The sequence below is a fragment of the Ekhidna sp. genome (assembly GCF_040223195.1).
Classification (GTDB): domain Bacteria; phylum Bacteroidota; class Bacteroidia; order Cytophagales; family Cyclobacteriaceae; genus Ekhidna.
The window spans coordinates 407,982-432,364 of sequence record NZ_JAVKDX010000022.1; the positions used below are offsets into that span (position 1 = coordinate 407,982).

A 24,383-nucleotide genomic window follows, 5' to 3' on the forward strand; every position below is an offset into this window, starting at 1 on the left:
AAAGTAAGCAGCAATTAGAATCGGCCAAAGCGGAAGCTGATCATGGCGGTAGCGCCAGAAACGTCATCATCGGAAACGTTTTCCAGCTCCGTCCCAGAGATATAGCGATAGGTGGCACCTGCACCTAACCTGAAGTATTTTGTAATGTTGAATTCCACCTCCAGCCCCGGTTCAGCAACAAAAAACACCGAATTTTCTACCGTGAATTCTGAGTCTGCAGGATTGTTTACAAAAAAGTCCTTATCCACCACCTCCATAGATCCGGCTCCCAGGATTATGGGAATACTGATATGGATCAACTCTCGGGGAGCGATAGTCCCGCCGATTATAATCCCTCCATATCCTCCGTGCAAATGAAGCTTTTTCGGTGTGGTTTGTCCGGGCACCAGCCCATCAAATTCCACCTGCGTTACCAGTCCATACCCTGCCAATCCAAACAGATATCTTCTGTTGATAATGAAGCCGCCATATGCTCCTACCAGCAGCCCTCTTTCACCTTTCAGGTCACCGATTTTCAAATCCGCTGCGCCGAAGGCATTCAGGTCATTCTTTTTACTCAAAAGGGACTTTACCTCCTCATCCTTGGGATCGTTGGTATCCATGTACCGCTGACTGTAGCTTGAAAGCATACACAAAATGAGCATGATATGAAGTGAAAATTTCATTGGCTAGAAAACATATTTGAATGAAATGGCTGCATCCCAGAACCGTGCTTTGGTATGCCTCATGCCAATAAAATTGAAATACGGTTTGATATCAAATCCCAGGGTAATCGGGACCTCCAGCCACCTATATTCTATCCCCAGGCTGGCATCTACTCCCATGATAAAGAAGCTCTTCTCCTGATAGATAAATGCATCACCGGCCGCATTGGAAAGGGTCTTTGCTATGTCGTCAAATTTTTCATATCCGATGTGCCCGCCAATACCATAGTGAAGATAGAACCGATCGTTGAAGGAAAACTCCATGGGTTCATGAAAAAGGTATTGAACGGTAACATGCATCCCTTCATTTCGGCCACTCAAAATGAGCTCAACTGCCTCATCTTCGGTAACAAACTTTTTAAAAGTGATGCCAGACGTGTGTCCCAGCCGGATACCGGAAGATTTTTCGTACAGTTGCTGACTAGTCGCAGTGATGGAAATCAGCAGAAAAAACAAGGATAAAATTCGTTTCATTCGGGTCCGGTGGTGACGGTACATTAGTCTCTGTCTACGAAAATAGGTGTTTCCTTTATGGCCACAATCAGCTCTCCACCATCAGCCTCTACCATAAGCTGACTGTGACGCGTGTTAGTATTTCCCACAAAACCAGAAAGTGAAATTTTACCTTCATTTTCAAACAACTCGCGCTGCATGGTCAGCATGCTGTTGGGCAAAATCATTCGATCTTCCGGTCCTTTGATGTAAGTTTTAATGTATGAGGCCTGATTCAAAATAAGGTTGATGTCAGTTGATTTTCCTGTGATATCAATGCTATTGAAATCTTTGGATATTCTGCTTAGGTAGATATCTCCATAGCTGAAATCCAGCCTGGCAGATCCTCTTAATAAGTCGGATGTCAGGTTGGTGAAAGACCCCTCACACATAATTTCATTGGCATCCAGAATATGGATTTTGTCGTTTCGTGAGTTTAGCTGGATACGCTCGATTTTATCTACTCGAATCTCAGAGCTTCCACTCTCTACATTCAAGTTTCTAGCCTGATCTACTCTCACTTCTGCTCCGCGAAGTGTGAAAGTTCCATCCTGCAATTTTCCAAATGATGATTTCCCAAATGAGTGTTTCAGGTTGAGTGATTTAGTAAAATCATTTGCTTTGATATCTCCGTGAGAAATATCCAAATCGACCTTCCCATCAAGGCTGGTCAGATACACATCACCAAATTTATTTTCTACGCTTAGCATCACATCCTGTGGCAACCAAACCTGATAATCTACCTGAAGCTTATTGCTACCCACCACTCCTTCCACCTCACTAAGTACATTTCCGAGAATACCACCACTGCTTCCGATTTCTGTAACCGCAGATATCACGCTTCCTACTTTTCGGAATCTCACATCCACACGAGACATTGATTTATTTACTGCTGCAGAGTTCTTCCCTTCGGCTCTTACGAGCACTTCAAAACGCACTGAATCCATCTCCCAGGTACGAATGATCACTTCACCATACTTGCTGATTACTTCCACTTTTGCATTTTCGGGCACGGCAAACGAGCGCTTAAAATCACGCTCCTGACGAACCTGGGCCAGCAGTGGCATGGTCAGCATAAAAGCCATCAATATGTTAAAGCACTTCTTCACTTTTCTCTTTTTCCAGCTCGCTTAATATCTCTTCAAGTATTTTTAATTTGAGGCGGTAGTTTTCCATCATGGCGGTCACTACCTCCTCATTATCTACATTGTCTTTCAGGTCTGTTCTTAACTCAGCAAATGCGGCATCCATTGCTTCCAAATCTTTCAAGATACTATCATCACCAAGTTGACTTTTGATCAAGGTGACTTTCTGATTTATCTCCGCATTGTAATACTGCTCCATCTCCGCCATTTCATTTTCCGGCCCTGTCGCATTCATAAAGAAAATGGTGCATCCAATAATGCAGGCAAAGCAGGCAGCTATTCCAAAAGTCCTCCACGGGTCTTTCTTCTCTGTCTGCGGCTTTATTTTTCCGGAGATTTTAACCCACTCCTGATCACTGTTAAACGGGTAGAGTTCGAAATCCTCCCGTGTATTTTCGATATGGTCCTTTAAATTATCCCGCATGTTGACTCCTTTCTTCTTCCAGCATTTTTCTAATTCGGGCCTTGGCCTTGCAATACTGCGCTTTTGATGCCGACTCTGTAACTCCCAATATCTCCCCGATCTCTTTGTGATCATAACCCTCGAACAGATACAGGTTCAATACCGTCTTGCAGCCCTCCGGCAATAAATCAATTACCTGCATGATTTGAGAAGCCTGAAACTGTGCGTACTCAAAATCATCTTCTTCCTCTTCTACAAAATCTGCGTTCTCCTCTAATTCTGTTGTGTCCAGCTTCCTTTTCCTGATCGCATTGATGCAATTATTTACCACAATGCGCTTGATCCAGGAGCTGAAGGTGTTCACCTCTCTCAGCGTTGGCAGTTTTTGAAATGCATCAATAAATGACTCCTGAAGCAAATCCTTGGCCTCCTCTTCGTCACCCATCATCCTGCGGCAGATGTTGTACATAGCCTTAGAGTAAAGACCATACAGCGACGACATGGCCGCCTGGTCTCCCTGCTGACTTTGCACAATCAGGTGCTTGTGGATGGTGTGTGTGGTGCTCACGTTCTTGATAATGACAGTACCCTTTTTCAAAGGTTTCTATAAAGACGAGAAAAAATCATGTTTTGATTAAAAAATTCTTCCTCAATCATCGAAAATCCACCAGCAATTACTTCTGAGTGTATCGCTCCCAATTGCTTTGATTGAAGATTTGAAATTACCCTGAAAAACAAATGCATGAAACAGGACAGGGTTTTCCCGGTTCCTTTTTGATCAAAATCAGAAACGATCAGTTTACCTTCTTCGGAAAGCAGGCTTTTTGTTTTGTGAAGGGCTTTGTACAGGCTCTCTGGGTTAAAACAATCCAAAAAAAAGGGACAGATGATCATATCATACTTCTGATTGGTCTCAAATTCGAAAAAGTCTTTATGAATAAAGTTTATAGCCTGATCTGACTTTCGGGACTTGGCCCTGGTAATCATTTTAGAAGATTTCTCTACAAAGTCCACCTCTTTGCACTTTGGTAAATGCTCCAGCAACTGGCCAGTGCCACCGCCTAAAATCAATACACGATCAGAGGACTTTACTTGATCAAGAAACCGAAGCTGACTTTTCAATACATCACCTCCAAACACCAACCTGGCTAGTCGGTCGTAAACCGGAGCTATATGATCAAAATCATTTACATCCATTCAAAAAGAATTGGCAATAAAAATACCCCATCGCCTATAGCTCTGTAGCGATGGCTGAGCCGAAACCAATCGGGGAAAATGATCATCAATGCATAAATGACAAACCCTGCTATAAAATAACTTGCGATAAGGTTGATGGAAAGAAGGGCAATTGCAAGGCCCAACGAGATCAGCAGTAAAATGATTTTTTCCAGTTTCTTACCATTAAGTTCGGTGGCTATAGATTGAAATTTGTCTCTAATATCCTCGTCCTTTTCATACCAGCTAAAAAGACTAAGGTTGATGAAGGTCAGCAAAACCAGCAACAAAAAAACATCCCATCGATACGTTTGACTAAGCAGAAAAGGTACCATCAAAATACCGGCTGAATAGACCAACGCAACATAGAGTTCCTTCGAAAGAAATCGTGATAATCGATGCTGCATTATCAAGTAGATAAAAGAGAATACTGCGAGTGCCAATCCCCCCAGGAAAATCACCAGCGGAATGAAAAAGACTAGTATGGACAGTACCAACAAAACAATACCAGCAACCACCACTAAGGGCTTTCGATGCTCCTTATGAAACAGATACCGTTCCCTGGATGATCTAATCTTGTGCTCTGCATCACGAAGGTGATCCGCTGTGTAGATAAGCCAGACAACCCCACCTAACAGGACAAAAACTTCCCATCTGGGAGCCACACCGAATTGGACACAAAAAAATCGGAGCAGAATGACTGCCCCGATTACAATGTCTAATGATAAAATTTGAGCGGTACGATATACCCGGCCGATCATTATCCCTTAGCTAGCGCCTCAGCACCACCTACGATCTCCAGAATCTCCTTAGTGATAGCTGCCTGACGAGTTCTGTTGTAGGTCAACCTCAGCTCCTTCAATAGGTCATCCGCATTTTCAGTTGCCTTATCCATGGCTGTCATCCTCGCTCCATGCTCGGAAGCATTGGACTCCAGCAACGTCTTGTAGAACTGTATTTTCAAAGATTTAGGGATAAGCTCCTCAAAAATGAAATCTTTGGATGGTTCATAGATATAGTCCACATTCGTGTCCGCGACCTCATCAAGCTCCAGTTCTTTTATAGGCAGGAATTGCTCCTTTCGAACGATCTGAGTAGCAACATTTTTAAACTCATTGTAAATGATATCCACCCGATCATACTCGCCACCTACAAACTCAGCCATTACCATCTCAGCTGCTTCTTTTGCATCCGCAAAGTTCAATTTCTCCATCAGTTGAGAATATTCAGAAATCACATTGTACTTCCTCTTTGCAAAATGCTCAAACGCCTTCTTTCCGATCGGCAGAATTACCAAATTCCCTGATGACTCGACGTGACTATATTGCTCAGCAATCAACGCTTTGGTAGCCTTGAAAATACTACTATTGAAAGCGCCGCATAAACCTCTGTCTGAAGAAACTACCACCAATAATACTCGCTCAATAGTTCTTTCTTCAGCGAATGGGTTATCCGCACCGTCTGTCTCTCCAGCAGAAACATTCTGAATAATCTCAGAAAGTTTCTGGGAATATGGCCTCATTTGAATGATACGATCCTGGGCTCTTCTCAATTTTGCAGCTGCCACCATTTTCATGGCTTTGGTGATCTGCTGTGTAGAAACAACCGACTGAATCCTACCTTTTACTTCTTTAAGATTGGCCATCTATCGTCTTATTTTTTGTATCTCGATGCAATGTCTTTGGCGATTTCCTCTGTTTTGGCAACAGCCGCATCGCTTAAATTTCCAGCTTTGAAGTCCGCCAAAGCAGCCTTACCTGTGGTTCTCATTGCATTCATAAATTCAGTTTGGAACTCTTTAGCCTTATTCACAGGAACCGGATCAAGGAAACCTTTGGTAGAAGCATATATGATCGCTACTTGCTCCTCTACCGGGATAGGGGAGAACTGCGGTTGCTTCAAAATTTCCTGATTTTTTCTACCTCTGTCAATGGTTCGCTGAGTAGCCGCATCCAAATCAGAGCCGAATTTTGCAAATGCCTCAAGTTCACGGAACTGCGCCTGATCCAGCTTCAATGTACCTGCAACTTTCTTCATGGATTTGATCTGAGCAGAACCTCCCACACGGGATACCGAGATACCTACGTTAATCGCTGGCCTGATACCAGAGTTAAACAAGTTTGTCTCAAGGAAGATCTGGCCATCCGTAATCGAAATTACGTTGGTAGGAATATAGGCAGATACGTCACCTGCTTGTGTTTCAATGATCGGAAGTGCAGTTAATGATCCACCCCCTTTTACTTTTCCTTTCAATGAAGGGGGAAGGTCATTCATTTGTCTGGCCACAGTATCGTCGTTAATGATTTTGGCCGCTCTTTCCAAAAGTCTTGAGTGAAGATAGAATACGTCACCAGGATAAGCTTCACGTCCAGGAGGTCTTCTTAGCAAAAGAGACACCTCACGGTAAGAAACTGCTTGCTTGGATAGGTCATCATAAACCACCAAGGCAGGACGTCCTGTATCTCTAAAGAACTCGCCGATAGCCGCACCAGTAAATGGCGCAAAGAACTGCATTGGAGCAGGGTCAGCCGCAGAGGCATTAACTATAACTGTGTAGTCCATAGCTCCGGCTTTCTCCAGCTGTGCTACGATTCCCGCCACCGTAGAGGCTTTCTGTCCGATTGCTACATATATACAGTATACCGGCTCTCCCTTGTCATAAAATTCTTTCTGATTGATGATCGTATCAATAACCACAGCAGTTTTACCTGTCTGGCGGTCACCAATCACTAGCTCTCGCTGACCTCTACCAATCGGAATCATAGAGTCAATTGACACAATACCTGTCTGAAGTGGCTCACTAACGGGCTGTCTGTAGATTACCCCTGGTGCTTTTCTTTCCAGTGGCATTTCGAAAGTTTCTCCCTGTATTGCCCCTTTTCCGTCAATAGGGTTGCCTAGGGTATCCACTACTCTTCCGCACATGCCATCACCTACCTGAATTGATCCGATCTTTCCAGTTCTCTTTACGGTATCGCCTTCGTTTACGTCTGCCGAGTCTCCAAGAAGTACAGCTCCTACATTATCTTCTTCAAGGTTAAGTACAAGGGCATTCAAGCCATTTTCAAACTCCAGAAGTTCTCCAGCTTGAGCATTGGACAAACCGTAGATTCTGGCTACCCCATCACCTACCTGGAGTACGGTACCTACTTCTTCGAGTTCAGCTACTGTTTTGTGTCCGGATAGCTGCTCCCTTAAAATTGCTGAAACCTCATCAGGTCTTACTTGTGCCATAGTTTTATCTGTTTAGCCCCGATCAATCGGGACTGATGTTATTTATTCTTTGAAAACTTCAGTTTTAATTCTTTCAATTGTCCGCTCACGCTATCGTCTATTTGACGATCTCCCACTTTTAGGATGTACCCCCCCACTAGCTCAGCGTCCACCTTTTCATTCAATATTGGCTCCTTGCCCGTAATGTCCCTTGCCAGCTTTTCAAATGCCTTCCTCATATCAGCATCCATCTTGATGCTCGTTGTGACGGATACTTCTGCCAATCCTTTCTTGGCATTATACAGGTGGATGAATTCCTGAGCCACACCTTCAAGCATACTCTCACGTTTCTTGCGAGTGAGTAGGTCAAATGCCTGGAGCGTGAGTTCATTTACTTTTCCGGTAAATATTTTCTTCAGAATCTCAGCCTTTTTGAGATGAGGAATGATGGGGCTCCTTAGCATCAATGCAAAATCCTTGCTCTCATCACATACCTTGATAAAGGATTCCATATCTGCTTTCACACTATCAAGCACTTTTTTTTCCTCTGCCAATTGCAAAATTGGTGTGGCATATCGAACCGCTATTCTGCCTGCAGACATGCTTAGTTAACTTTTACGTCTTTAATGAATTTCTCAACAAGTGCCTTTTGGGACTTGTCGTCAGAAAGTTTCTCACGAAGGATTTTTTCTGCTACTTCAAGCGATAATGAAGCGACCAAATCCTTCACTTCATTTAGCGCTGCTTTCTTCTCTACTTGGATAGCCTCACGAGCATCCTGTATCATTTTTGAAGTGATGTCGGACGTCTCTGCCTTTGCGTGCTCTATGATGTGAACTGCCTCGTTCTTAGCTTCCTTAAGAATGGCATCTCGCTCAATTCGTGCCTCCTGAAGCAAATATTCGTTATCAGCCTTGATCTGCTGCATCTCTTCTTTTGCATTTTCAGCTGCACGAAGGGAATCTTCAATTTGGTACTCGCGTGCTTTTAGCGCACTTAATATTGGCCTCCATACAAATGCACGTAGGATGAATAGTACTATCAGAAATACTATCAGCTGCCAAATAATCAGTCCAATGTCCGGGGTAACTAGTGCCACGATATATTTTATTTAGTGTAAATGTCTTAAGTAAAACCTGGCCATGCCACCTAATGTGGTCATAGCCAAGCTTGTTTAGGAATTAATTTCCTGATCCAGCCAATAGACCAACTACAACACCGAATAGCGCCGCACCCTCAATAAGGGCCGCTGCGATAATCATTGCCGTCTGGATTTTACCAGCTGCTTCTGGTTGTCTAGCAATACTTTCAGTAGCTCCTTTACCGATCAAACCGATACCAAGACCTGCTCCAATTACTGCCAAACCTGCTCCAATAGCTCCCATAATTATATATTTATTTGTTAAAAATTGGTTTAAAATTTAGTGATGCTCCTCTACTGCCTGTCCAAAATACAAGGCAGATAAAAGCGTAAAAACATAAGCCTGCAACACTGCTACAAACAGCTCCAACATGTTCATCACTGTAGCGAACAATGCCCCAACCACACCAATGGACAAGCTCTCAAAAATGAACGCCAAACTGATGATACTCAAAATCAAAATGTGCCCTGCTGTGATGTTGGCAAAAAGTCGAATCATCAATGAAAAAGGCTTAGTGAAAATTCCAATGATTTCCACCGGCCATAAGATCAGGTACAGCATAAGCTTACCGGCCCATGGCATGGACTTGCCCAATGGATCCACAATGTGGAGCCAGTAAGTTTTCCTACCTGAAAAAAGTGTCGTTACCAAAGTAAGTACCGCCAAGGTCAAAGTCACGGAGATATTCCCAGTCATATTTGCCGCACCGGGAAGAAGTCCCAGCATATTGCCAAACCAGATAAAAAAGAAAACCGTAAGCAGGTATGGCATGAATCGCTCATACTTGTGGCCAATGTTCTCCTTTGCAATATCATCCCTAATGAAAATAATGATCGGCTCGAAAAATGATTGAATTCCTCTTGGTGCTCTCCCCACATTCTTTTTGTAACCCCTAGCCACTGCTAAAAACACCAAGATCAAAAGAAATGCATCAATAAACAGGAATAATACATTCTTGGTGATAGAAAGGTCATAGACATGAGCCCCGCTTTCCAGCGTAATGTGATCGTGATCCATCACGTATCCATTATATGGTACCGTTTCGTGATGTTCGTTGTAGAAATTCGATGAAGAAAAAATATCCAATCCCTTCTCCTCCGAATATATGATCACGGGAAGGTGAACTGTCAATCCATGGTAGATTTCCCATACGTGAGAATCGGAGATGTGATGGTTGATCAATGGGGTAGGATCGAACCGCTCATCCTCTCCTTCTTTTGAACCACCGCCGGCAAACACTACCCCAGGAAAAGCCAGCAATAAAACTGCAAAAAACTTATTGATTTTCAGGAGGTTAAATTGCTTGAAGGTTGAGCCTGTTTTCATCGGATATTCGTTCGTTCCTCAATTTCGGCGCAAGTTAGTCAAAGCCATAACTATTTCAAAGATCATGAATATCAAATAGAGGATAATAAACTGGATTACTAGCGTGAAATGATCGGTTTGTGTGTAGATCAAAACCAGGATGAATATGAGCGATGAAAGTAGCCGGATCACGATTTTTACCAGGGCGATCTGAGCAGACCATTCTCTGGAAGTCCAATAGTCGATTCTAAAAAGCACAAAGGCTTGCGCTGTAAAAAAAAATACCATCGTCTGAAAAGTCTGGTGGAGCTTCAATTCTTGACTGAACGCAAAATTGATCACCAAAAGAATGGATGTGATCGCTATGAGGATGATCCACTTTTTCATTTAAGGGATTTTAAGAGCAGCCAAATGGTGCCGCCCATTGACAAAAAAGTAGCAATAAGTATGATCACCGGGCTGGATGATAGGAAGTCATCCAGGAAATAGCCCCCTACAATAAGAGCGAGGTTCATGACTACCAGCTCAAAAGCAAGGGCATAGTACCTCATGTATTGCTTTTCATCCTGGGAGGTGTCTTTACCCTCAGGCCTTGAGGGCTTGCTGTTCTTCTTCGGGCTTTCCAATTTTGATTTCCTTGCTCTTTACGCCCATTTTACATTTACCGTTGAATGTCGCCCCTGATTCCACCAATAACTTGTTAGTGATGATGTCCCCATCAATGGTAGCAGTAGCCTTCAATACGAGCTGTTCGGTTACCTCTATCGTGCCTGTGATGTGGCCAGCAACCTCGGCATTCTGAGCGAGCACACTTCCATCTACCTGGGAGGAATGGCCAAATGCAGCCTTTGATTTTGTTTTAATATCGCCCACAACCTTACCCTCTACACGAATGTTTCCGAAAGTTTCAATGCTGCCATTGACAATTGTACCTTTCCCAATGATATTACTTGAGTTGCTCAGTTCCTCTACTTCTTTGTGATTCTTATTCAACATAGCATGATTTTATAGTGCAATATACTCTTGCGGATTTACAGGGTTACCATTGTGCCACAATTCCAGATGCAAGTGAGGCCCGGATGTTAGTTCGCCCGTATTTCCAATGGTTGCCACCACTTCTCCAGCGGCCACAAAATTACCAACGTTTTTAAATAATTCCGAATTGTGCTTGTATACGGAAATTAAGTTTCCTGGATGCTGGATGGCCAAGATATACCCTCCATCCAGCGTCCAGGAAGACATTATTACTACTCCATCAGCGACCGATCGGACTGGCTCATTCTCCTGAGCTACGATATCAACCCCATAGTGATCTTCCTTAGGGTTAAATCCGTCGGTAATTATGCCATCGAACAAAGGGCTGAAAAGGTAAACATCCCTCAGTTCATACACATTTGATGAAACTGCGATCGGCAATGCGGTTATTTCGGCAAGCTCAGAACCCTCAAATTCGGCCCTAAACTGAGAATCGACAGGCTGGATGCTCTCGGTGAGCTCCGCCGGTTGCAGATTGGATTCCGGGCTGGCTTCTACATTTTGATCGATTTCCTCGCCGGCTATTATCCTTCTGATATTTTCAATATAAACATTCTTATTGTTCACCTGCTGCTCCAGTGAATCAATGGTCATAGTAAGCTCCAAAACCTGACGGTTGGCTTCCATCTGTGCATGCCTGGGGTCAAGCCACTGCTCCAAGGCCACAGTCACGAGGTACACTGCAAGGGAAAGCAAAAGAAAGCCCACGCCTGCCATCAGTAGAAATAATCTGGCATAATTGAAGCTGAATGTGGTCTTTTCCGCAAAATTCTCCTCATTGCGAATAATGAGAAGGTATTTATTCGTTAGCCAATTACTTAATGTTTTTCTTGCAGCCATAAATTGCAATTTAGGTGGACAAAGGTATGCAATCAGCCCTTGTTTTATCTTTACACCAATTTGAACTTGAGATCGTTATTTATTGCATCAGTTTAAGCTCATTTTGAAGAAACTCATCTCCGTAAGTTTTGTGGCGCTTGCCATCGGTTGTTCTCCATACAAGAATAATCCGTTGAGCAATTCCTTTCACGATCTCACCGCACATTACAATGCTTATTTTATTGCCAACGAACGAATCAATGAAATTGAGCAATCCATCTTTGAAGATCAGGAATGGAATTACAATAAAGTACTCCCAATCTATGCCCAGTTTGATTCTACCAAATCAGCATCCCTGAAAACGCAAATTGAGGATTGCATTCAAAAAGCTTCGATAGCTATCCAGCGACACCCTAACAGTAAGTGGGAGGACGACAGCTACATTTTAGTAGGGAAGGCCAGATATTATGCAGGTGAATTTCCTGATGCGATTGAAACTTTTAAATATGTAAACACGCACAGCGAGGATAACAATGCCAGGCATTATGCATTGACCGAACTGATCAGGAGCTTCACCGAATTTGAAGAATACAAGAATGCGGTGGCGGTTACCGATTACCTGGCTAAAGAGGAGTTGAGCAGAGAAAATCAGCGGAGACTTCACCTCAATACTGCCTATCTCTATCAGAAAAAAGGGGATCAGAATAAGATGGTGGGGAGTCTCGTGAAAGCTGAGGAGCTTCTGAATTCGGCTGATAAAGCCCGAATCAATTTTATCATTGGGCAAACCTATCATGAGCTCGATTTTGAAGGTGAAGCCTTCAGATATTACCGAAATGTACTTAGGAGCAATCCAAGCTATGAAATGGAGTTTTACACAAAACTCTATATGGCTCAGGTAACAGAGCTAGCGGATGAGAGCGATATAAAAAAAATAGACCGGTACTTTAAGAATCTACTCAAGGATCCGAAAAACAAGGAATATCGAGACAAAATCTATTATGAGCTAGCCGGTTTTGAATTAAAGAACGGAGACATCAAGCAGGCTATTGAGAGCTACAAGCTGTCAGTCAAATACAGTGAAACCAACAAACGACAGAAGGGTCTTTCCTATCTAAGTCTTGGGCAGATTTACTATGACTCCCTCAAAGATTATGTGGTGGCCAAAAGCTATTATGACAGTACAGTTAGCACCCTGCCGCAGGATGAGGAAAACTATGCGGCTATCAAGGAGCGGCAAGAAATACTGGTTGATTTTGTGAAGCAAATTGTGGTCATCCAGGAAAATGACAGTCTCCTGAACCTTGCGAAGCTGCCTGAAGATTCAGTTTTATCCATGTTTACTGCAAAAATTGAAAAAGAAAGAGCAGAAGAAGCAGAGCGAAAAAAGAAAGAAAAACAAGCAGCTATAAATCGGGCAAGAAATATCACTCAAAGCTCAGGTGAGAACCTGATAACCACGGCATCTGCTGGAGCAGTCTGGTATTTCAACAACACCGCGGCGTTGAGCAAAGGAAGAAGCGATTTTTTACGAAAGTGGGGAGACAGACCATTGGAGGATAATTGGCGAAGAAGAAATAAAGCAGCCAGCAATATCCCTGAAGAAGAAACCATCGTAACAAATAACATATCAGAGTCTACAGGGGAGGAAGAAGCCGAAACCCCGGTAGCGGATGAGGCACGAGAGATGATGGCAAACATCCCAAGAACACCGGAACAAAAGGCCGTACTTCTGGGGCAAATTGAGGTGGCGCTTTACAACCTCGGCAATATCTACAACCTACGATTAAATGAAGATGCCAATGCAGCTGAAACTTTTGAAAGTCTACTAGACAGATTTCCACAAACAGTATACGAAGCAGAGGTTTTGTATCAACTATATCTTATCTACAAAAATGAACACCCAGAAAAGTCTACAGAAAAGGCAAATATTCTAAAAAGAAAATACCCTGATACGGTCTATGCAAAACTTGTAGACAATCCAAACTATCGAGAGGAGAGTTTCGCAATCAGTGAGCAACTAAAAAGACTATACAAAAAACTCTATGAAAAATACAAAGAGGGATCCAATGAGGAGGTTTTGTACGCTGCAGACAGTGCTCTTGCCATGCATCCTGAGAATGAATTTAGCGACAATGTAGCCCTGCTACGAGTATTGGCAATCGGTAAAATGGATGAAGACCATAAATATCAGTTCGAATTAGGGGAATTCATTAAGCTATACCCAGAGAGCGAGCTGAACGACTATGCCAAATCGCTCCTCACCGCCTCAGAAAATTTTCAGCAAAAAAGGTACAATAGTGCCCGAGCCAGGTTCATTGAGGATTTCAACCAAAAGCATCTTTTTGTTATCGTTTATGACCTGAAATCTGACATGACTGATAAGCTACCTCCTGTTGTCGACGATTATCTGAAAAAGAAAAACCTATCGAATCTACGAACAGGCAACCTCATTCTGAGTGATCAAAAATCCATGCTGCTGATTAATGTTTTTCCCGGTAGAGGAACTGCCGTAAATTTTATGAAATCGTTCAATGAGGAGGTCAATTTGAGTGAGACATTTAAAGGTCAAAAGTTTGATGTATTTGTGATAACTGAAGATAACTTTGATATCTTCTACCAAACCAAAGACGTATCGGCCTATCTAACCTTTTTTGATAAGCATTATAAATGAAGCAAAAGCTGATAAAATACATCCTCCGGGCACTCTGGATTTTTTTCATTTTGGGACTTATTGGTATCCCAAGCATCTTCCTTATGGTCAAAAACGATGCGTTTGGGTGGTTTGGTGGACTACCCAGCCTGCAAGCCTTAGAGAGGCCAGATCCTGATCTCTCCTCCGAGCTAATCAGTGCAGATGGCGTCTCACTCGGCAAATACTTCCGAAAAAACAGAACACCGGTGACCTATGAGGAGCTTTCCCCGGAATTAGTGAATACCCTTCTTGTTACCGAAGATATTAGATTCAAAAACCATTCAGGGATTGACCTGAGAGCATTGGTTAGAGCCGTAGTGGGTAAGCTCACACTTTCCTTTCAGGGAGGTGGCAGTACGCTTACCATGCAGCTGGCAGAAAATCTTTACAGCACCAATAGCGACAAAAAAGGCTCACTTTACAAGTATCCCTCCATTGGCCAACTGGTTACTAAAGTCAAAGAATGGATCATTGCCGTGCAACTGGAAAAATCCTATACAAAAGAAGAAATCCTTGCGATGTATCTAAATACGATCGAGTATGGTAGTAATTCCTACGGGATCAAGGTAGCCGCACAGACTTTTTTCAACAAGCTTCCATCTCAACTTGACTATCAGGAGTCTGCGAGTTTAGTCGGCTCCATCAATAAACCTACAGCCTATAATCCGGTATTCAATCCGGAGCGGGCAAAGCGGAAAAGAACGGAAGTGCTATGGAATGTCCATAAATATGGATTGATTGACAGGGAATTGTACGACTCCCTCAATAATAGAGAACTGGAACTCAACTATCTTATCGAAAGCCAAAATGAAGGATTGGCCACATACTTCCGGACAGTGGCAAAAAACTACCTCGTAAGCTGGGCTATTGAAAATGGATACGACCTCTTTGAGGATGGCCTAAAAATCTATACCACGATAGATAGCCGTATGCAGCAATATGCAGAAGAAGCAGTGGCGGAGCACATGGACACCCTTCAACAGGTATTTGGTGAGCATTGGAAAGGCGAAAACCCTTGGATTGATGATGACAACAATGAAATCCCGGAGTTTCTGGATAATGCCATGAAACGAACGGATGCTTATAGAAACCTAAAGGCACAATTCGGTGAAAATTCAGATTCTATCGAATTCTATCTTAACCAGAAGAAAAGCATGACAGTATTCTCCTGGGAGGGGGAAATTGATACGGTTTTCAGTTCTTATGATTCGCTCAATTACTATAAACGATTTCTTCAGGCTGGCTTTATGTCTATGGATCCACGTACTGGCTACATCAAAGCATGGGTGGGTGGAATCAACCACAAATATTTCAAGTTTGATCATGTAAAGCAGGGTAGAAGACAGCCCGGATCTACCTTCAAACCGATCGTGTACACTGCAGCTATTGACAATGGATATTCTCCCTGTTTTCCGGTAGTAGATGCACCTGTTTCCTTTAGTCTTCCTGGCCAAGATCCTCCAACATGGGTTCCCCAAAATTCCAATGGCAAATTCACTGGTGAAGTCATGACCATTCGTGAGGCCATGGCACGATCAGTCAATAGCATCACTGCATTTATGATGAATCGAATAGGCCCTTCCACAGTGGTGGATTATGCGAAGAGATTGGGAGTAGAAAGCCCCTTAGATGCCGTTCCATCTCTATGCCTGGGTGCTGGCGGGGACGTCTCAATCTATGAAATGGTGGGGGCATATTCCACATTCGTGAATAAAGGCACCTTTATTAAACCATTTTTTATCGCTCGTATTGAAGACAAAAATGGTAATGTAATTCAGCAATTCGTGCCCGATGAACAGGAAGCGATCAATGAAGAAACAGCTTATCTCATGCTACACATGCTCAAAGGCGTGGTAGAGCTTGGTACCGGAAGATCTCTAGATTATTCACTTAAGGTTGACAATGAAATTGGTGCGAAAACCGGTACCACACAAAATGCATCAGATGGATGGTTCATTGGAGTAACAAAAGATTTAGTTTCAGGAGCGTGGGTAGGCGGAGATGATAGAAGTATTCGCTTTAGGGAGTGGTATCTGGGACAGGGCGGTAGAACAGCTTTGCCAATTTGGGAGAGATATATGGAAAAGATCTATGCAGATGAAACCTTGGGCTATGAAAAGGGATTCTTCGAAAAACCTACCAAACCAATAAGGACAGTGATAGATTGTGAGCTTTACGAAGAAAACTCAAATCCATCAGATACTGTTGATTATGATGTTGTTGATGAAGACGACTTCATGTAATGCAATTCCAACGATATTCGAGAGAAGAATACCTTCAGCTCCCTGGCAAGCCTGGGGTTTACAAATTTCTGGATGAAAGTGAAACCATTGTCTATGTTGGTAAGGCGAAGGATTTAAAGAAAAGGGTATCCAGCTACTTTACCAAAGCTAACCTCGACAACAGGAAGACCTACCGTCTCGTTTCGGAAATAAAACAGGTTGAATTTGTCATTGTCTCGTCAGAATTTGATGCGCTACTTCTGGAAAACAACCTCATCAAGGAGCATCAGCCGAGATACAATATCCTCCTAAAAGATGACAAGAGTTTTCCGAGTATTTGCATAACCAATGAGCGATTTCCACGCATCTATTCCACACGGAGAATAGATCATTCAAAAGGTGAATACTTTGGCCCATATACCAGTGTGAAAGCCATGAATGGGGTACTTGATCTCATTAGAAAAATCCATAAGATCAGGACTTGCAAATTCAATCTATCCGAAGAAAATATTCGCAAAAAGAAGTTTAGGGTTTGCCTGGAATACCATATTGGAAATTGCCTTGGGCCATGTGAGGGCTTTCAGTCGGAGAAAGATTATTTGCTAGATATTGAAGAAGCCAAGAGAATCCTGAAAGGCAAAGTAGGGGTGGTGAGCAGGTCATATAAGGAAAGAATGCAAAAAGCTTCTGAAGAACTCAAATTTGAACTTGCACACTCGTATAAGGTAAAGCTGGATCTGCTGGAAAAATTTCAGTCTAAATCGCTGATTGTAAATCAAAAAATCACAAACACAGACGTGTTTTCCATGACAGAGTCAGAAAAGGGCAATTCCCTTTTCATCAATTATATGAGAATCGAAAACGGGGCTATCGTCAATTCTGAAACCATTGAAGCTAGAAAGAAAATTGAAGAGGATAACATAGAAGTCTTCAGATTTTCCATTTTTGATTTGAGAAAGAAATATGGAAGTTCCAATCCTTACATTCTCTCAAATGCTCCCGTAGAACCATGGGAGGGAGTAGAAGTGGTCATTCCAAAAATAGGTGACAAAAAGAAGTTGGTTGATCTCTCTTTCAAAAACGCACTTTATTTCAAAAAAGAAAAATTTTCCAAACAAAGCATCCAGCCAAATGAGGCCATTCTGAGAAAACTACAGGAAGATTTGAAATTATCGGATTTACCGGTTCATATCGAATGCTTTGACAACTCCAACATTCAAGGTTCCAATCCAGTGGCGTCCATGGTGTGTTTCAAAGATGGAAAACCATCCAAATCCAACTATCGAAAATTCAACATTAAAACAGTGGTGGGTCCGGACGATTTTGCCTCCATGAGAGAAGTGGTAGGTCGCCGATATTCCCACTTAAAAAAAGAAGGTCTCCCATTTCCTAATCTCATTGTGATTGACGGAGGAAAAGGACAACTAAGTGCAGCTTGTGATTCCCTGAAGGAACTTAACATTTACGGTCAGATCCCGATCGTTGGCATAGCTAAGAAACTTGAGGAAATTTTCTATCCCGAAGATAACATTCCGGTTCACATCAGCAAAAAATCACCGTCCCTCAAGTTGATTCAGCATCTAAGGGACGAAGCTCACAGATTTGCAATCACCTTCCACAGGCAAAAAAGAAGCAAAGCTTCGATCGAATCAGGATTAGATAAAATAAAAGGATTGGGCCCAAAAACACGAGACAAACTGATGCGTGAATTTGGGAGCATCACTCGTCTAAAACAAAGTTCTGAAAAAGACCTTATCGACCTGATAGGTCAAGCAAAAACCGATATAATACGGGAAGCCATAAAAAAAGGGGATCTTTGATCCCCTTCCTATTTTTCCTACTCATAGTCCTTGACGCATCGGCAACTGTTTCTATGCCAATCGCCAATTACACTATGGTATATTTCTTTGGAGCCCTTCTGAACAGAAATCAGTCCTGAAGTATTATCAGATTTCTTTTCTGCATCCCAGTAGTTTCCACTGATTCCGACATTTTTAAACACCCTTCCCGGATCACCAAATCCTCCTAAGGTTAAATCAAGACCACTCTCACCACCTTTTTGCAAAGCAACGCCAGCATCATGAATACCTCCAAAAGTCTGAAATAGTAAATTCCACTCTGCTATTGTAGGCACATGCCATCCATCAGGACATGCCTCTCTAGCAGCTTTAAATGTATAAAGCCTTCCAAAAGCCTCACAATAGGCAGACTCGTTCTTGTAACAAAATGACTCAGGAACCTCATACGCCAAATTTTCAGCCATCCAGGTTCTCTTCACGGTCACACCCCCCTCTAGCACAATGTCAATTGTCACAGTTTTGTAACTTTTTCCATCACGTGAGTCGGTCAACTCACCAAACTCTTGGGCTGAAGCAATTAAACAAACGGTTATCAAAAGTGCGGAGAGTAAATATTTAGCGTTCATCTTCGGTGAATTAGGGTTAGGTTAGATTTTAAAATTAGTATTCCCAAAGTTCCGACTCATACTCCATTAAGTCGTACTCATATTTTTGTTGAATAACTATTACACTCAAAGGATCTATAGCCATTTTATCCGCATATAGCTGACGAATGTCCAAATCCTGAGCGTTAGAAACTTTAATAATTGGCGCATTAAACAATCTTAACTCAAAAGCATCACTCATATTGATGTGCTGCCCCGGATTATTATTGTTATAATAAACTGCCTTATCAGCATAAGGTCCTCTAAATAAAGCAACCACATCATCATATCTGAAATGGGCTACCTTCTTCTCAAATCCCGCTGGATTCCATAATGATCCCGCACTCCTTGGCAAAGCAATACTTAGTGATCTGATGTAATTGTACATTCTTGATCTATTCCGATCAAAAATGACGTCTTCTTTAATGTACAAAACAGAGAACTCATTTTCAGGAATTGCTTCCTGACGAGCCTCTTCCCCTTCTGGCTCTGCAGCAGCATCTCCTGCACTGGCGTCATCGCCAAAAGAGTCGAATCCCCCAGAATTGAAGCCCCCACCTACAAATGGATTCTGCTCTCTCTCTACCGAGATATTCGATACAAATATGATATCAGGCATAAAGTTTAAACAAGAGTCTGATCGATAAGGAGTCAATAATCCCTCATCCACTGCGTCTATCAAGAGTCTGGATACCTCTCCATTTAAAGAAAAGAAGGGCCGGTTTTGCTTCTCCTTCATATCCATCCTTCTCCAGACGGTCTTTTTAAACATGACCTGAGTCTCATCTACTTCTGGTTTCACCAAAGGTGCAAGCTCCTCCTGTGCATACCCAAAGGAGAGCGAGAGACCAAACACAATTACATAACCTAATTTTTTCATAACACTTTTTATCTGACAAGTTTATTTCAACGATATATTGATATAGCGCTGGAATTTCTTAAAATCTTCAACTTGTTTTCTGAAGTTCTGTCTTTGAACCTTCTTAATTTCAATCACAATCTGATCTCCCTTTCTTCCGGACATTCCTCTTAAATTAATTTGCTCGCCAGCTCGAACTGAACCTCTGCCAAGTCCGCCACTAACTAAAGTTACCTCTGCTTCGGCAACTCGAAATTTAGCATCATCAGGAAGGAACTGTGCGAAACTCTCATCAGGAATAGCTCTCAAAAAAAGCTCTGGTGTTCCAGCGGGAATACCGTCCTTAAGGTTCACTTCTCCAGCACTTGTAAAAACTTTAATATCTGGAGCTGGTATCCCTCTAACACCAAATTCTCTCGATCCAATGACATTTCCGTTTGAAGAAACAGTTAAGGTCACCTTCTGGGCTCTGGGAACTACCGTTACCTGACCAGTTTGTGATCCTTTGATTGCATCACCGCCAGAAGCAGTGAACGATGGATTATATGAAGTACCTAAAGCCGGCACTTGCACATCCAAAGCATTCCCACAGTTATAGTAAAGTGCATTAACAGATTGAGACTGAATCTGAATTACAGGCTTTACGACATAATACTCTATAGTATCTGTAAATGTAGTATCAGAACCACCACCTTGAGGAACAGTAATAGATGCTACAATAGTCTTTCTGGCGTTTCCATTTTTGTCATAATTTCCAGGTGTTGCTGTAAATTCAACTTTACCCACACCATCAATTACAGGAGCTTCCTCACCATTATATGTCATCACCAACTTGTCATTTAAGCCAGATGCTGATGCAGCAATGAACATGTCTGCCTTATACTTAGTGCCAGCCGCAACATATTGCGACTCTGGCATTACCACTGGCTTGATTTGATCGAAAGTAATATCTTTTAGACCTACACGATCTACGAGAAAGTCGAGAGCTGCAGTCTCAAATCCTAAGATATTAGCTTGAAACTCACTCACTGTTGCTAAAGCAGCGTGAGTTGGAGAACCTTCAAATGCCAACTGAGACCATTTCTTACCTTTTTGGTTCTCATCTTTACTGTAGTATTCATCCTCATCAGCATCCTTTGCAATCTTGTGGTATTGCTTTAGGGTATTCTCATCTGCACCATTCTTGGCCAAAACGTCTTTGATATAATCAGCATAGCCATTAAGAAGATCTTTCATTGCTGCCCCGTGTCCTTCGCCCCCTTCTTCTTTTGGCATCATATAGTGCCCTACTTTATCGTAATCAGTTTTACCATTGATGAATCGAGCATCTTTCTTTTGAGGATCTTCATATCCACCGGTTATATCGATGAATTTTTTCTTGTACTCCTCCATCTCAGCAAGAACTTTCTGAGTTTCCGCTCGTAGAGCTTCCGCATCTTTTACCACTTTTACATCATCCGGACGGTTTCCTTTGTCCTCAACCGCTTGTTCCATGCCATCAATGGTTCTTCCGTTCCTCTCGGATGTCTCGGCATTCGCTCGCTCCAAACTTTCATTTATAAAGGCGAATTTATCTAAGACTGTGGAGCTAACGTTTAGTGCCAACAATGCAGTCAGCACCAAATACATCATGCCGATCATTTTCTGCCGTGGTGTTTCTTTTCCTCCTGCCATAATTCGTGTGTTTTTAAGGGTTTATTGTTGACTACCTCTCATTGCGGTAAGCATGTTACCGTATACTTTATTCAGAGCAGAAATATTAGAAGTAAGCTTATTGAGCTCAGCCTGGAATGCAGATGTTTCTTTACCTGCTTCAGCCATGCTTTCAAGCGCACCACTAATGTTGGAATAGAATTTATTTAGGGCCTTTGTGTGACTTTGAGCATCCTTCAATTCCATTTCGTACACAGCATTAAGAGCCCCAAGACTCTTAGTGACATTTTGTACCTGGCTATGATACTCTTTCGTGTCTTTCGTAGCATCAGCCATACCAGACATTGCTTCCATGGCACTGGCATATGACTTGTTCATTTCCGAAAGAGACTTAGATGCTGATTTCACATTAGTGGCATATTCATTTGTAGCCACAGCAGCATCACTAAGATTTGACATTTTCTTTGCAGACTCTGCCATGTTTCGCATACCATCACCCAGACTCTTGATGAGTTCAGGCCCTACCTTCGCTTCAGCTAACATTTTGTCCATTTGTGCAGATGCACCAGTTGCCTGAGGTACAGCTTTTCTTGGAGCTGCTGCAGGTCCATCGTAATCATCCGCTAGCTCAGGATAAACTTTTGCCCAATCCGGCTCAGCGTGTTTCGGTTCGAATGCACTTAAGAAAAAGATAACTGCCTCAGTGGTTAGACCAACCCCTAGCATTACTGCTGCACCCGGCATGTGTAGAATTTTAAACATTGCCCCTACAATAACTACTGCCGCTCCAATCCCATAGATTTTTGGCATTATAGTAGAATAGAGCAATTCAGAAAATCCGCCTTTTTTACTCATTGTAATAATATTTAGGTTAGTAATTTATTCGTTTGGTTTAATTAAAATTCGTATCCGGATGATCTTCCAAGATAAGTCATTGCACATCTAAATCCTATAGAAGCACGAGTGGTATCCTGATGTTCGAATGATCGAGTACCGGTTTCAAGGTAATATGCAATGTCCTTCCAAGACCCTCCTCTAATCACCTTGAATGGAATATTTTCATCAAAATAAGTAGGGTTCAAATCCCAGGTAAGTGGCATTGCAGAAGCATTATACGCATCTTCACACCATTCTGCCACGTTTCCAGCCATGTCATACAAGCCGTACTCATTTGCAAAGTAAGTTCCTATGGGAGACGTATAAGCATAGCCATCATCAAAGTAATTACCTCTTCCTGGCTTAAAGTTTGCCAGAAGGCAACCCTTGGCATTTCTAATGTATGGGTTACCCCAAGGATATTTTGCCATATCCCTTCCTCCTCTTGAGGCATACTCCCATTCTGCTTCAGAAGGCAACCTAAAGTTTGGCATCAATGGAAGGCCAACGCTTCTTCTGTACTCATTCATGTAGTTAGTTCTCCACTCACAGAAGTATTTGGCAGCATTCCAATCTACACCCACGACAGGATAATCATCAAATGCCGGGTGAGACCAGTAATATACCACCAAAGGATCTCCCATGTGGTGAGTGTAATCCCTCGTCCATACGGTTGTATCTGGCATCAGGTCTGCAATTGAGTATCCTGTAGGCAGATCAATCTCTGAACTCTCCTGAAGATTTTGAGTAAACTGTCGGTATTCATTATTGGTGATTTCTGTATCATCCATAAAGAATGCCCCGATGGTAACCTGTTTGTTAAAATTTATCTGAGTAGCGGCTACATCTTCATCCGCCTGCCCCATGTGAAAAGTACCGGATGGAACAGACACCATTCCGAATGGCCTGGTCATCTCCCACCCTAGTCTGTCTGGAGCTCCAATCAGCTCTCCTCTGTCACCTTGATCTCCGCCAAAAAGACCACAACCTGAAAGAATTATGGCGCAGCAAAGGACAATACAATTTGAGATTGTAAAAACACGCATTTTATTCATAACACCTTTATTGAACATGCAAGTATGTAAAATAAACAAACTTTAGCAAGAATTATTGCACGATATTGAGCCTAAATATATAATCATAAATCTATTTAGGGCAAGTTTTACTTTAAAATTGGATAAAGGGTTTTATCTGTAAGATTAAAAAGTGAAGCGTGGGGTTTTCACTGCCTTTCTTCCACCAAACACCAAATCAGGCAAATCGTAACGAATAAAAACCTCATGGGAGGTTGGCTGCTTTGCATCTTTATCCTTCACCACATAGTCAAAAGAGTAGCCTGCTTTTAATTTATTATTCTCTAGAAAGGAGTATCCAAGAAGAAGGCTAATAGACTCGGCTCTCCTAAAAGCCAGCCCTCCCCACATGCGTTCCTGATATACCGCCACTGCGCTGATGTCATAGGTATATGAGTTTAAATCGGAGCGAACCATGATGGTAGGATTGAGTACCAACTCGCGCATAAGGCCAAATGATGTACCCCCCATCAATATATAATTGATTGGAATTTCATTGACAGCATCCGTACCGAAGTTAAATCCTGGCTTTAAGATATTTTCGATGGAAACACCTGCGAAGTAATCTTTCCGTGACTGAAAGAAGACTCCTGCATGAAGGTTTGGCCGAATCTGTGATTCTTTTCCGCTTGGAATGAAGGGGTCGGGATTATCCACCGCCCGATAATTAGGATTTATGGATTGGGTATTTAATGCCGGCATTATTCCCAAGGAAAGATCTCCAAAGCGGAAGGACTTCTTTACAGAGACTGACAGTCTTGCCTGAATGGAGTTGATCGGACCAACTTTATCATTGGATATAGACATTCCTACGCCAGAAAAAATAGACTTCACCGGAACAACCAACGATAACAACTGAGTAGTGGGCGCACCTTCAGGATCGAATGTAGCATCATAGCCTGCCCATTGGCTTCTGTGGTGGGCGGCTACAAAGGCCTGATCTTCTGTGCCAACCCAACCCGGATTATAGTAGGATGGATTGAACATATAGTGATTGAAGAAAAAATCATTCTGGGCCTGGCTCGTTTGAGCCAGGCCCAGTGTGATAATCAGTAAAGAAACCTTGAGGCTACTCTTCATATTGTAAGT

The 24,383-nt window shown here is 42.4% G+C and carries 26 protein-coding genes; 3 read left to right on the plus strand and 23 right to left on the minus strand.

Features of this window, described 5'->3' with window-relative positions; all coding sequences use genetic code 11:
- Positions 1 to 14: 14 nt before the first annotated feature.
- The 17 genes from RLN88_RS15505 to RLN88_RS15585 form a co-directional block, all read right to left on the minus strand.
- A complete protein-coding gene (locus RLN88_RS15505) occupies positions 15 to 665 on the minus strand; it encodes a hypothetical protein (RefSeq protein WP_350222327.1) in 651 nt (216 codons plus the stop codon).
- 3 nt (positions 666 to 668) lie between these two features.
- On the minus strand, positions 669 to 1,178 hold the full coding sequence (locus tag RLN88_RS15510) for a hypothetical protein (protein ID WP_350222328.1): 510 nt from the start codon (positions 1,176 to 1,178) through the stop codon (positions 669 to 671).
- Between the two features lie 23 nt (positions 1,179 to 1,201).
- A complete protein-coding gene (locus tag RLN88_RS15515; protein WP_350222329.1) occupies positions 1,202 to 2,305 on the minus strand; it encodes a DUF4097 family beta strand repeat-containing protein in 1,104 nt (367 codons plus the stop codon).
- Positions 2,289 to 2,765 (minus strand): hypothetical protein, encoded by a 477-nt coding sequence (locus RLN88_RS15520; RefSeq protein WP_350222330.1) that lies wholly within the window; start codon positions 2,763 to 2,765, stop codon positions 2,289 to 2,291. The genes RLN88_RS15515 and RLN88_RS15520 overlap by 17 nt, the downstream gene beginning before the upstream one ends.
- On the minus strand, positions 2,755 to 3,342 hold the full coding sequence (locus RLN88_RS15525; RefSeq protein WP_350222331.1) for an RNA polymerase sigma factor: 588 nt from the start codon (positions 3,340 to 3,342) through the stop codon (positions 2,755 to 2,757). The genes RLN88_RS15520 and RLN88_RS15525 overlap by 11 nt, the downstream gene beginning before the upstream one ends.
- Entirely contained in the window at positions 3,339 to 3,941 is a 603-nt protein-coding gene (locus RLN88_RS15530) for a class I SAM-dependent methyltransferase (RefSeq protein ID WP_350222332.1), read from the minus strand. The genes RLN88_RS15525 and RLN88_RS15530 overlap by 4 nt, the downstream gene beginning before the upstream one ends.
- Positions 3,932 to 4,720: a UbiA prenyltransferase family protein gene (locus RLN88_RS15535; protein WP_350222333.1), complete on the minus strand. Its 789-nt coding sequence runs from the start codon at positions 4,718 to 4,720 to the stop codon at positions 3,932 to 3,934. The genes RLN88_RS15530 and RLN88_RS15535 overlap by 10 nt, the downstream gene beginning before the upstream one ends.
- Positions 4,720 to 5,604 (minus strand): ATP synthase F1 subunit gamma, encoded by an 885-nt coding sequence (gene atpG / locus RLN88_RS15540; protein ID WP_350222334.1) that lies wholly within the window; start codon positions 5,602 to 5,604, stop codon positions 4,720 to 4,722. The genes RLN88_RS15535 and atpG overlap by 1 nt, the downstream gene beginning before the upstream one ends.
- 8 nt (positions 5,605 to 5,612) lie before the next feature.
- Entirely contained in the window at positions 5,613 to 7,193 is a 1,581-nt protein-coding gene (gene atpA / locus RLN88_RS15545; protein WP_350222335.1) for a F0F1 ATP synthase subunit alpha, read from the minus strand.
- Between the two features lie 38 nt (positions 7,194 to 7,231).
- Positions 7,232 to 7,774: an ATP synthase F1 subunit delta gene (atpH, locus tag RLN88_RS15550; protein WP_350222336.1), complete on the minus strand. Its 543-nt coding sequence runs from the start codon at positions 7,772 to 7,774 to the stop codon at positions 7,232 to 7,234.
- A 2-nt stretch (positions 7,775 to 7,776) separates the two neighbouring features.
- A complete protein-coding gene (atpF, locus tag RLN88_RS15555) occupies positions 7,777 to 8,271 on the minus strand; it encodes a F0F1 ATP synthase subunit B (protein ID WP_350222337.1) in 495 nt (164 codons plus the stop codon).
- Positions 8,272 to 8,353: 82 nt separating this feature from the next.
- Positions 8,354 to 8,557, minus strand: a complete 204-nt coding sequence (gene atpE, locus RLN88_RS15560; protein WP_350222338.1) for an ATP synthase F0 subunit C — start codon at positions 8,555 to 8,557, stop codon at positions 8,354 to 8,356.
- A gap of 36 nt (positions 8,558 to 8,593) precedes the next feature.
- The gene (gene atpB / locus RLN88_RS15565; protein WP_350222339.1) at positions 8,594 to 9,640 is read right to left on the minus strand and encodes a F0F1 ATP synthase subunit A; all 1,047 of its coding nucleotides are present in this window, start codon (positions 9,638 to 9,640) and stop codon (positions 8,594 to 8,596) included.
- An 18-nt stretch (positions 9,641 to 9,658) separates the two neighbouring features.
- Positions 9,659 to 10,006, minus strand: a complete 348-nt coding sequence (locus tag RLN88_RS15570; protein WP_350222340.1) for a hypothetical protein — start codon at positions 10,004 to 10,006, stop codon at positions 9,659 to 9,661.
- Positions 10,003 to 10,245, minus strand: a complete 243-nt coding sequence (locus RLN88_RS15575; RefSeq protein ID WP_350222517.1) for an AtpZ/AtpI family protein — start codon at positions 10,243 to 10,245, stop codon at positions 10,003 to 10,005. Before RLN88_RS15575 ends, RLN88_RS15570 begins: the two co-directional genes overlap by 4 nt.
- Positions 10,205 to 10,615 carry a bactofilin family protein gene (locus tag RLN88_RS15580; protein ID WP_350222341.1) on the minus strand — a complete coding sequence of 137 codons (411 nt, stop codon included), beginning with the start codon at positions 10,613 to 10,615 and terminating at the stop codon, positions 10,205 to 10,207. The genes RLN88_RS15575 and RLN88_RS15580 overlap by 41 nt, the downstream gene beginning before the upstream one ends.
- Before the next feature lie 9 nt (positions 10,616 to 10,624).
- Positions 10,625 to 11,494: a M23 family metallopeptidase gene (locus RLN88_RS15585; RefSeq protein ID WP_350222342.1), complete on the minus strand. Its 870-nt coding sequence runs from the start codon at positions 11,492 to 11,494 to the stop codon at positions 10,625 to 10,627.
- A 103-nt stretch (positions 11,495 to 11,597) separates the two neighbouring features.
- Here RLN88_RS15585 and porW point away from each other — a divergent pair, with 103 nt between their 5' ends.
- From porW to uvrC, 3 genes are read left to right on the plus strand one after another with little or no spacing between them, the layout of a single operon-like run.
- On the plus strand, positions 11,598 to 14,147 hold the full coding sequence (gene porW / locus RLN88_RS15590) for a type IX secretion system periplasmic lipoprotein PorW/SprE (RefSeq protein WP_350222343.1): 2,550 nt from the start codon (positions 11,598 to 11,600) through the stop codon (positions 14,145 to 14,147).
- On the plus strand, positions 14,144 to 16,411 hold the full coding sequence (locus RLN88_RS15595; protein ID WP_350222344.1) for a penicillin-binding protein 1A: 2,268 nt from the start codon (positions 14,144 to 14,146) through the stop codon (positions 16,409 to 16,411). The genes porW and RLN88_RS15595 overlap by 4 nt, the downstream gene beginning before the upstream one ends.
- On the plus strand, positions 16,411 to 18,210 hold the full coding sequence (gene uvrC / locus RLN88_RS15600) for an excinuclease ABC subunit UvrC (protein ID WP_350222345.1): 1,800 nt from the start codon (positions 16,411 to 16,413) through the stop codon (positions 18,208 to 18,210). Before RLN88_RS15595 ends, uvrC begins: the two co-directional genes overlap by 1 nt.
- Before the next feature lie 17 nt (positions 18,211 to 18,227).
- Here uvrC and RLN88_RS15605 read toward each other — a convergent pair whose 3' ends face one another.
- The 6 genes from RLN88_RS15605 to RLN88_RS15630 form a co-directional block, all read right to left on the minus strand.
- On the minus strand, positions 18,228 to 18,815 hold the full coding sequence (locus tag RLN88_RS15605) for an FISUMP domain-containing protein (protein ID WP_350222346.1): 588 nt from the start codon (positions 18,813 to 18,815) through the stop codon (positions 18,228 to 18,230).
- Positions 18,816 to 18,849: 34 nt separating this feature from the next.
- Positions 18,850 to 19,713, minus strand: a complete 864-nt coding sequence (gene porN / locus RLN88_RS15610) for a type IX secretion system ring subunit PorN/GldN (protein ID WP_350222347.1) — start codon at positions 19,711 to 19,713, stop codon at positions 18,850 to 18,852.
- Between the two features lie 21 nt (positions 19,714 to 19,734).
- Positions 19,735 to 21,366: a type IX secretion system motor protein PorM/GldM gene (gene porM, locus RLN88_RS15615; protein ID WP_350222348.1), complete on the minus strand. Its 1,632-nt coding sequence runs from the start codon at positions 21,364 to 21,366 to the stop codon at positions 19,735 to 19,737.
- Positions 21,367 to 21,387: 21 nt separating this feature from the next.
- Positions 21,388 to 22,200: a type IX secretion system motor protein PorL/GldL gene (gene porL, locus RLN88_RS15620; RefSeq protein ID WP_350222349.1), complete on the minus strand. Its 813-nt coding sequence runs from the start codon at positions 22,198 to 22,200 to the stop codon at positions 21,388 to 21,390.
- Positions 22,201 to 22,241: 41 nt separating this feature from the next.
- Positions 22,242 to 23,276, minus strand: coding sequence for a T9SS ring complex lipoprotein PorK/GldK (gene porK, locus RLN88_RS15625; protein WP_350222350.1), 1,035 nt, complete (start codon positions 23,274 to 23,276; stop codon positions 22,242 to 22,244).
- 144 nt (positions 23,277 to 23,420) lie between these two features.
- Positions 23,421 to 24,374: a PorP/SprF family type IX secretion system membrane protein gene (locus tag RLN88_RS15630; RefSeq protein WP_350222351.1), complete on the minus strand. Its 954-nt coding sequence runs from the start codon at positions 24,372 to 24,374 to the stop codon at positions 23,421 to 23,423.
- Positions 24,375 to 24,383 lie beyond the last annotated feature (9 nt).

Excerpts from the sequence above, each read along its gene's own strand:
- RLN88_RS15505 (WP_350222327.1), bottom strand. The coding sequence starts at position 665 with ATGAAATTTTCACTTCATATCATGCTCATTTTGTGTATGCTTTCAAGC.
- RLN88_RS15510 (WP_350222328.1), bottom strand. The coding sequence starts at position 1,178 with ATGAAACGAATTTTATCCTTGTTTTTTCTGCTGATTTCCATCACTGCG.
- RLN88_RS15520 (WP_350222330.1), bottom strand. The coding sequence starts at position 2,765 with ATGCGGGATAATTTAAAGGACCATATCGAAAATACACGGGAGGATTTC.
- RLN88_RS15530 (WP_350222332.1), bottom strand. The coding sequence starts at position 3,941 with ATGGATGTAAATGATTTTGATCATATAGCTCCGGTTTACGACCGACTA.
- RLN88_RS15535 (WP_350222333.1), bottom strand. The coding sequence starts at position 4,720 with ATGATCGGCCGGGTATATCGTACCGCTCAAATTTTATCATTAGACATT.
- atpG (WP_350222334.1), bottom strand. The coding sequence starts at position 5,604 with ATGGCCAATCTTAAAGAAGTAAAAGGTAGGATTCAGTCGGTTGTTTCT.
- atpA (WP_350222335.1), bottom strand. The coding sequence starts at position 7,193 with ATGGCACAAGTAAGACCTGATGAGGTTTCAGCAATTTTAAGGGAGCAG.
- atpH (WP_350222336.1), bottom strand. The coding sequence starts at position 7,774 with ATGTCTGCAGGCAGAATAGCGGTTCGATATGCCACACCAATTTTGCAA.
- atpE (WP_350222338.1), bottom strand. The coding sequence starts at position 8,557 with ATGGGAGCTATTGGAGCAGGTTTGGCAGTAATTGGAGCAGGTCTTGGT.
- atpB (WP_350222339.1), bottom strand. The coding sequence starts at position 9,640 with ATGAAAACAGGCTCAACCTTCAAGCAATTTAACCTCCTGAAAATCAAT.
- RLN88_RS15570 (WP_350222340.1), bottom strand. The coding sequence starts at position 10,006 with ATGAAAAAGTGGATCATCCTCATAGCGATCACATCCATTCTTTTGGTG.
- RLN88_RS15580 (WP_350222341.1), bottom strand. The coding sequence starts at position 10,615 with ATGTTGAATAAGAATCACAAAGAAGTAGAGGAACTGAGCAACTCAAGT.
- RLN88_RS15585 (WP_350222342.1), bottom strand. The coding sequence starts at position 11,494 with ATGGCTGCAAGAAAAACATTAAGTAATTGGCTAACGAATAAATACCTT.
- RLN88_RS15595 (WP_350222344.1), top strand. The coding sequence starts at position 14,144 with ATGAAGCAAAAGCTGATAAAATACATCCTCCGGGCACTCTGGATTTTT.
- uvrC (WP_350222345.1), top strand. The coding sequence starts at position 16,411 with ATGCAATTCCAACGATATTCGAGAGAAGAATACCTTCAGCTCCCTGGC.
- RLN88_RS15605 (WP_350222346.1), bottom strand. The coding sequence starts at position 18,815 with ATGAACGCTAAATATTTACTCTCCGCACTTTTGATAACCGTTTGTTTA.
- porN (WP_350222347.1), bottom strand. The coding sequence starts at position 19,713 with ATGAAAAAATTAGGTTATGTAATTGTGTTTGGTCTCTCGCTCTCCTTT.
- porM (WP_350222348.1), bottom strand. The coding sequence starts at position 21,366 with ATGGCAGGAGGAAAAGAAACACCACGGCAGAAAATGATCGGCATGATG.
- porL (WP_350222349.1), bottom strand. The coding sequence starts at position 22,200 with ATGAGTAAAAAAGGCGGATTTTCTGAATTGCTCTATTCTACTATAATG.
- porK (WP_350222350.1), bottom strand. The coding sequence starts at position 23,276 with ATGAATAAAATGCGTGTTTTTACAATCTCAAATTGTATTGTCCTTTGC.
- RLN88_RS15630 (WP_350222351.1), bottom strand. The coding sequence starts at position 24,374 with ATGAAGAGTAGCCTCAAGGTTTCTTTACTGATTATCACACTGGGCCTG.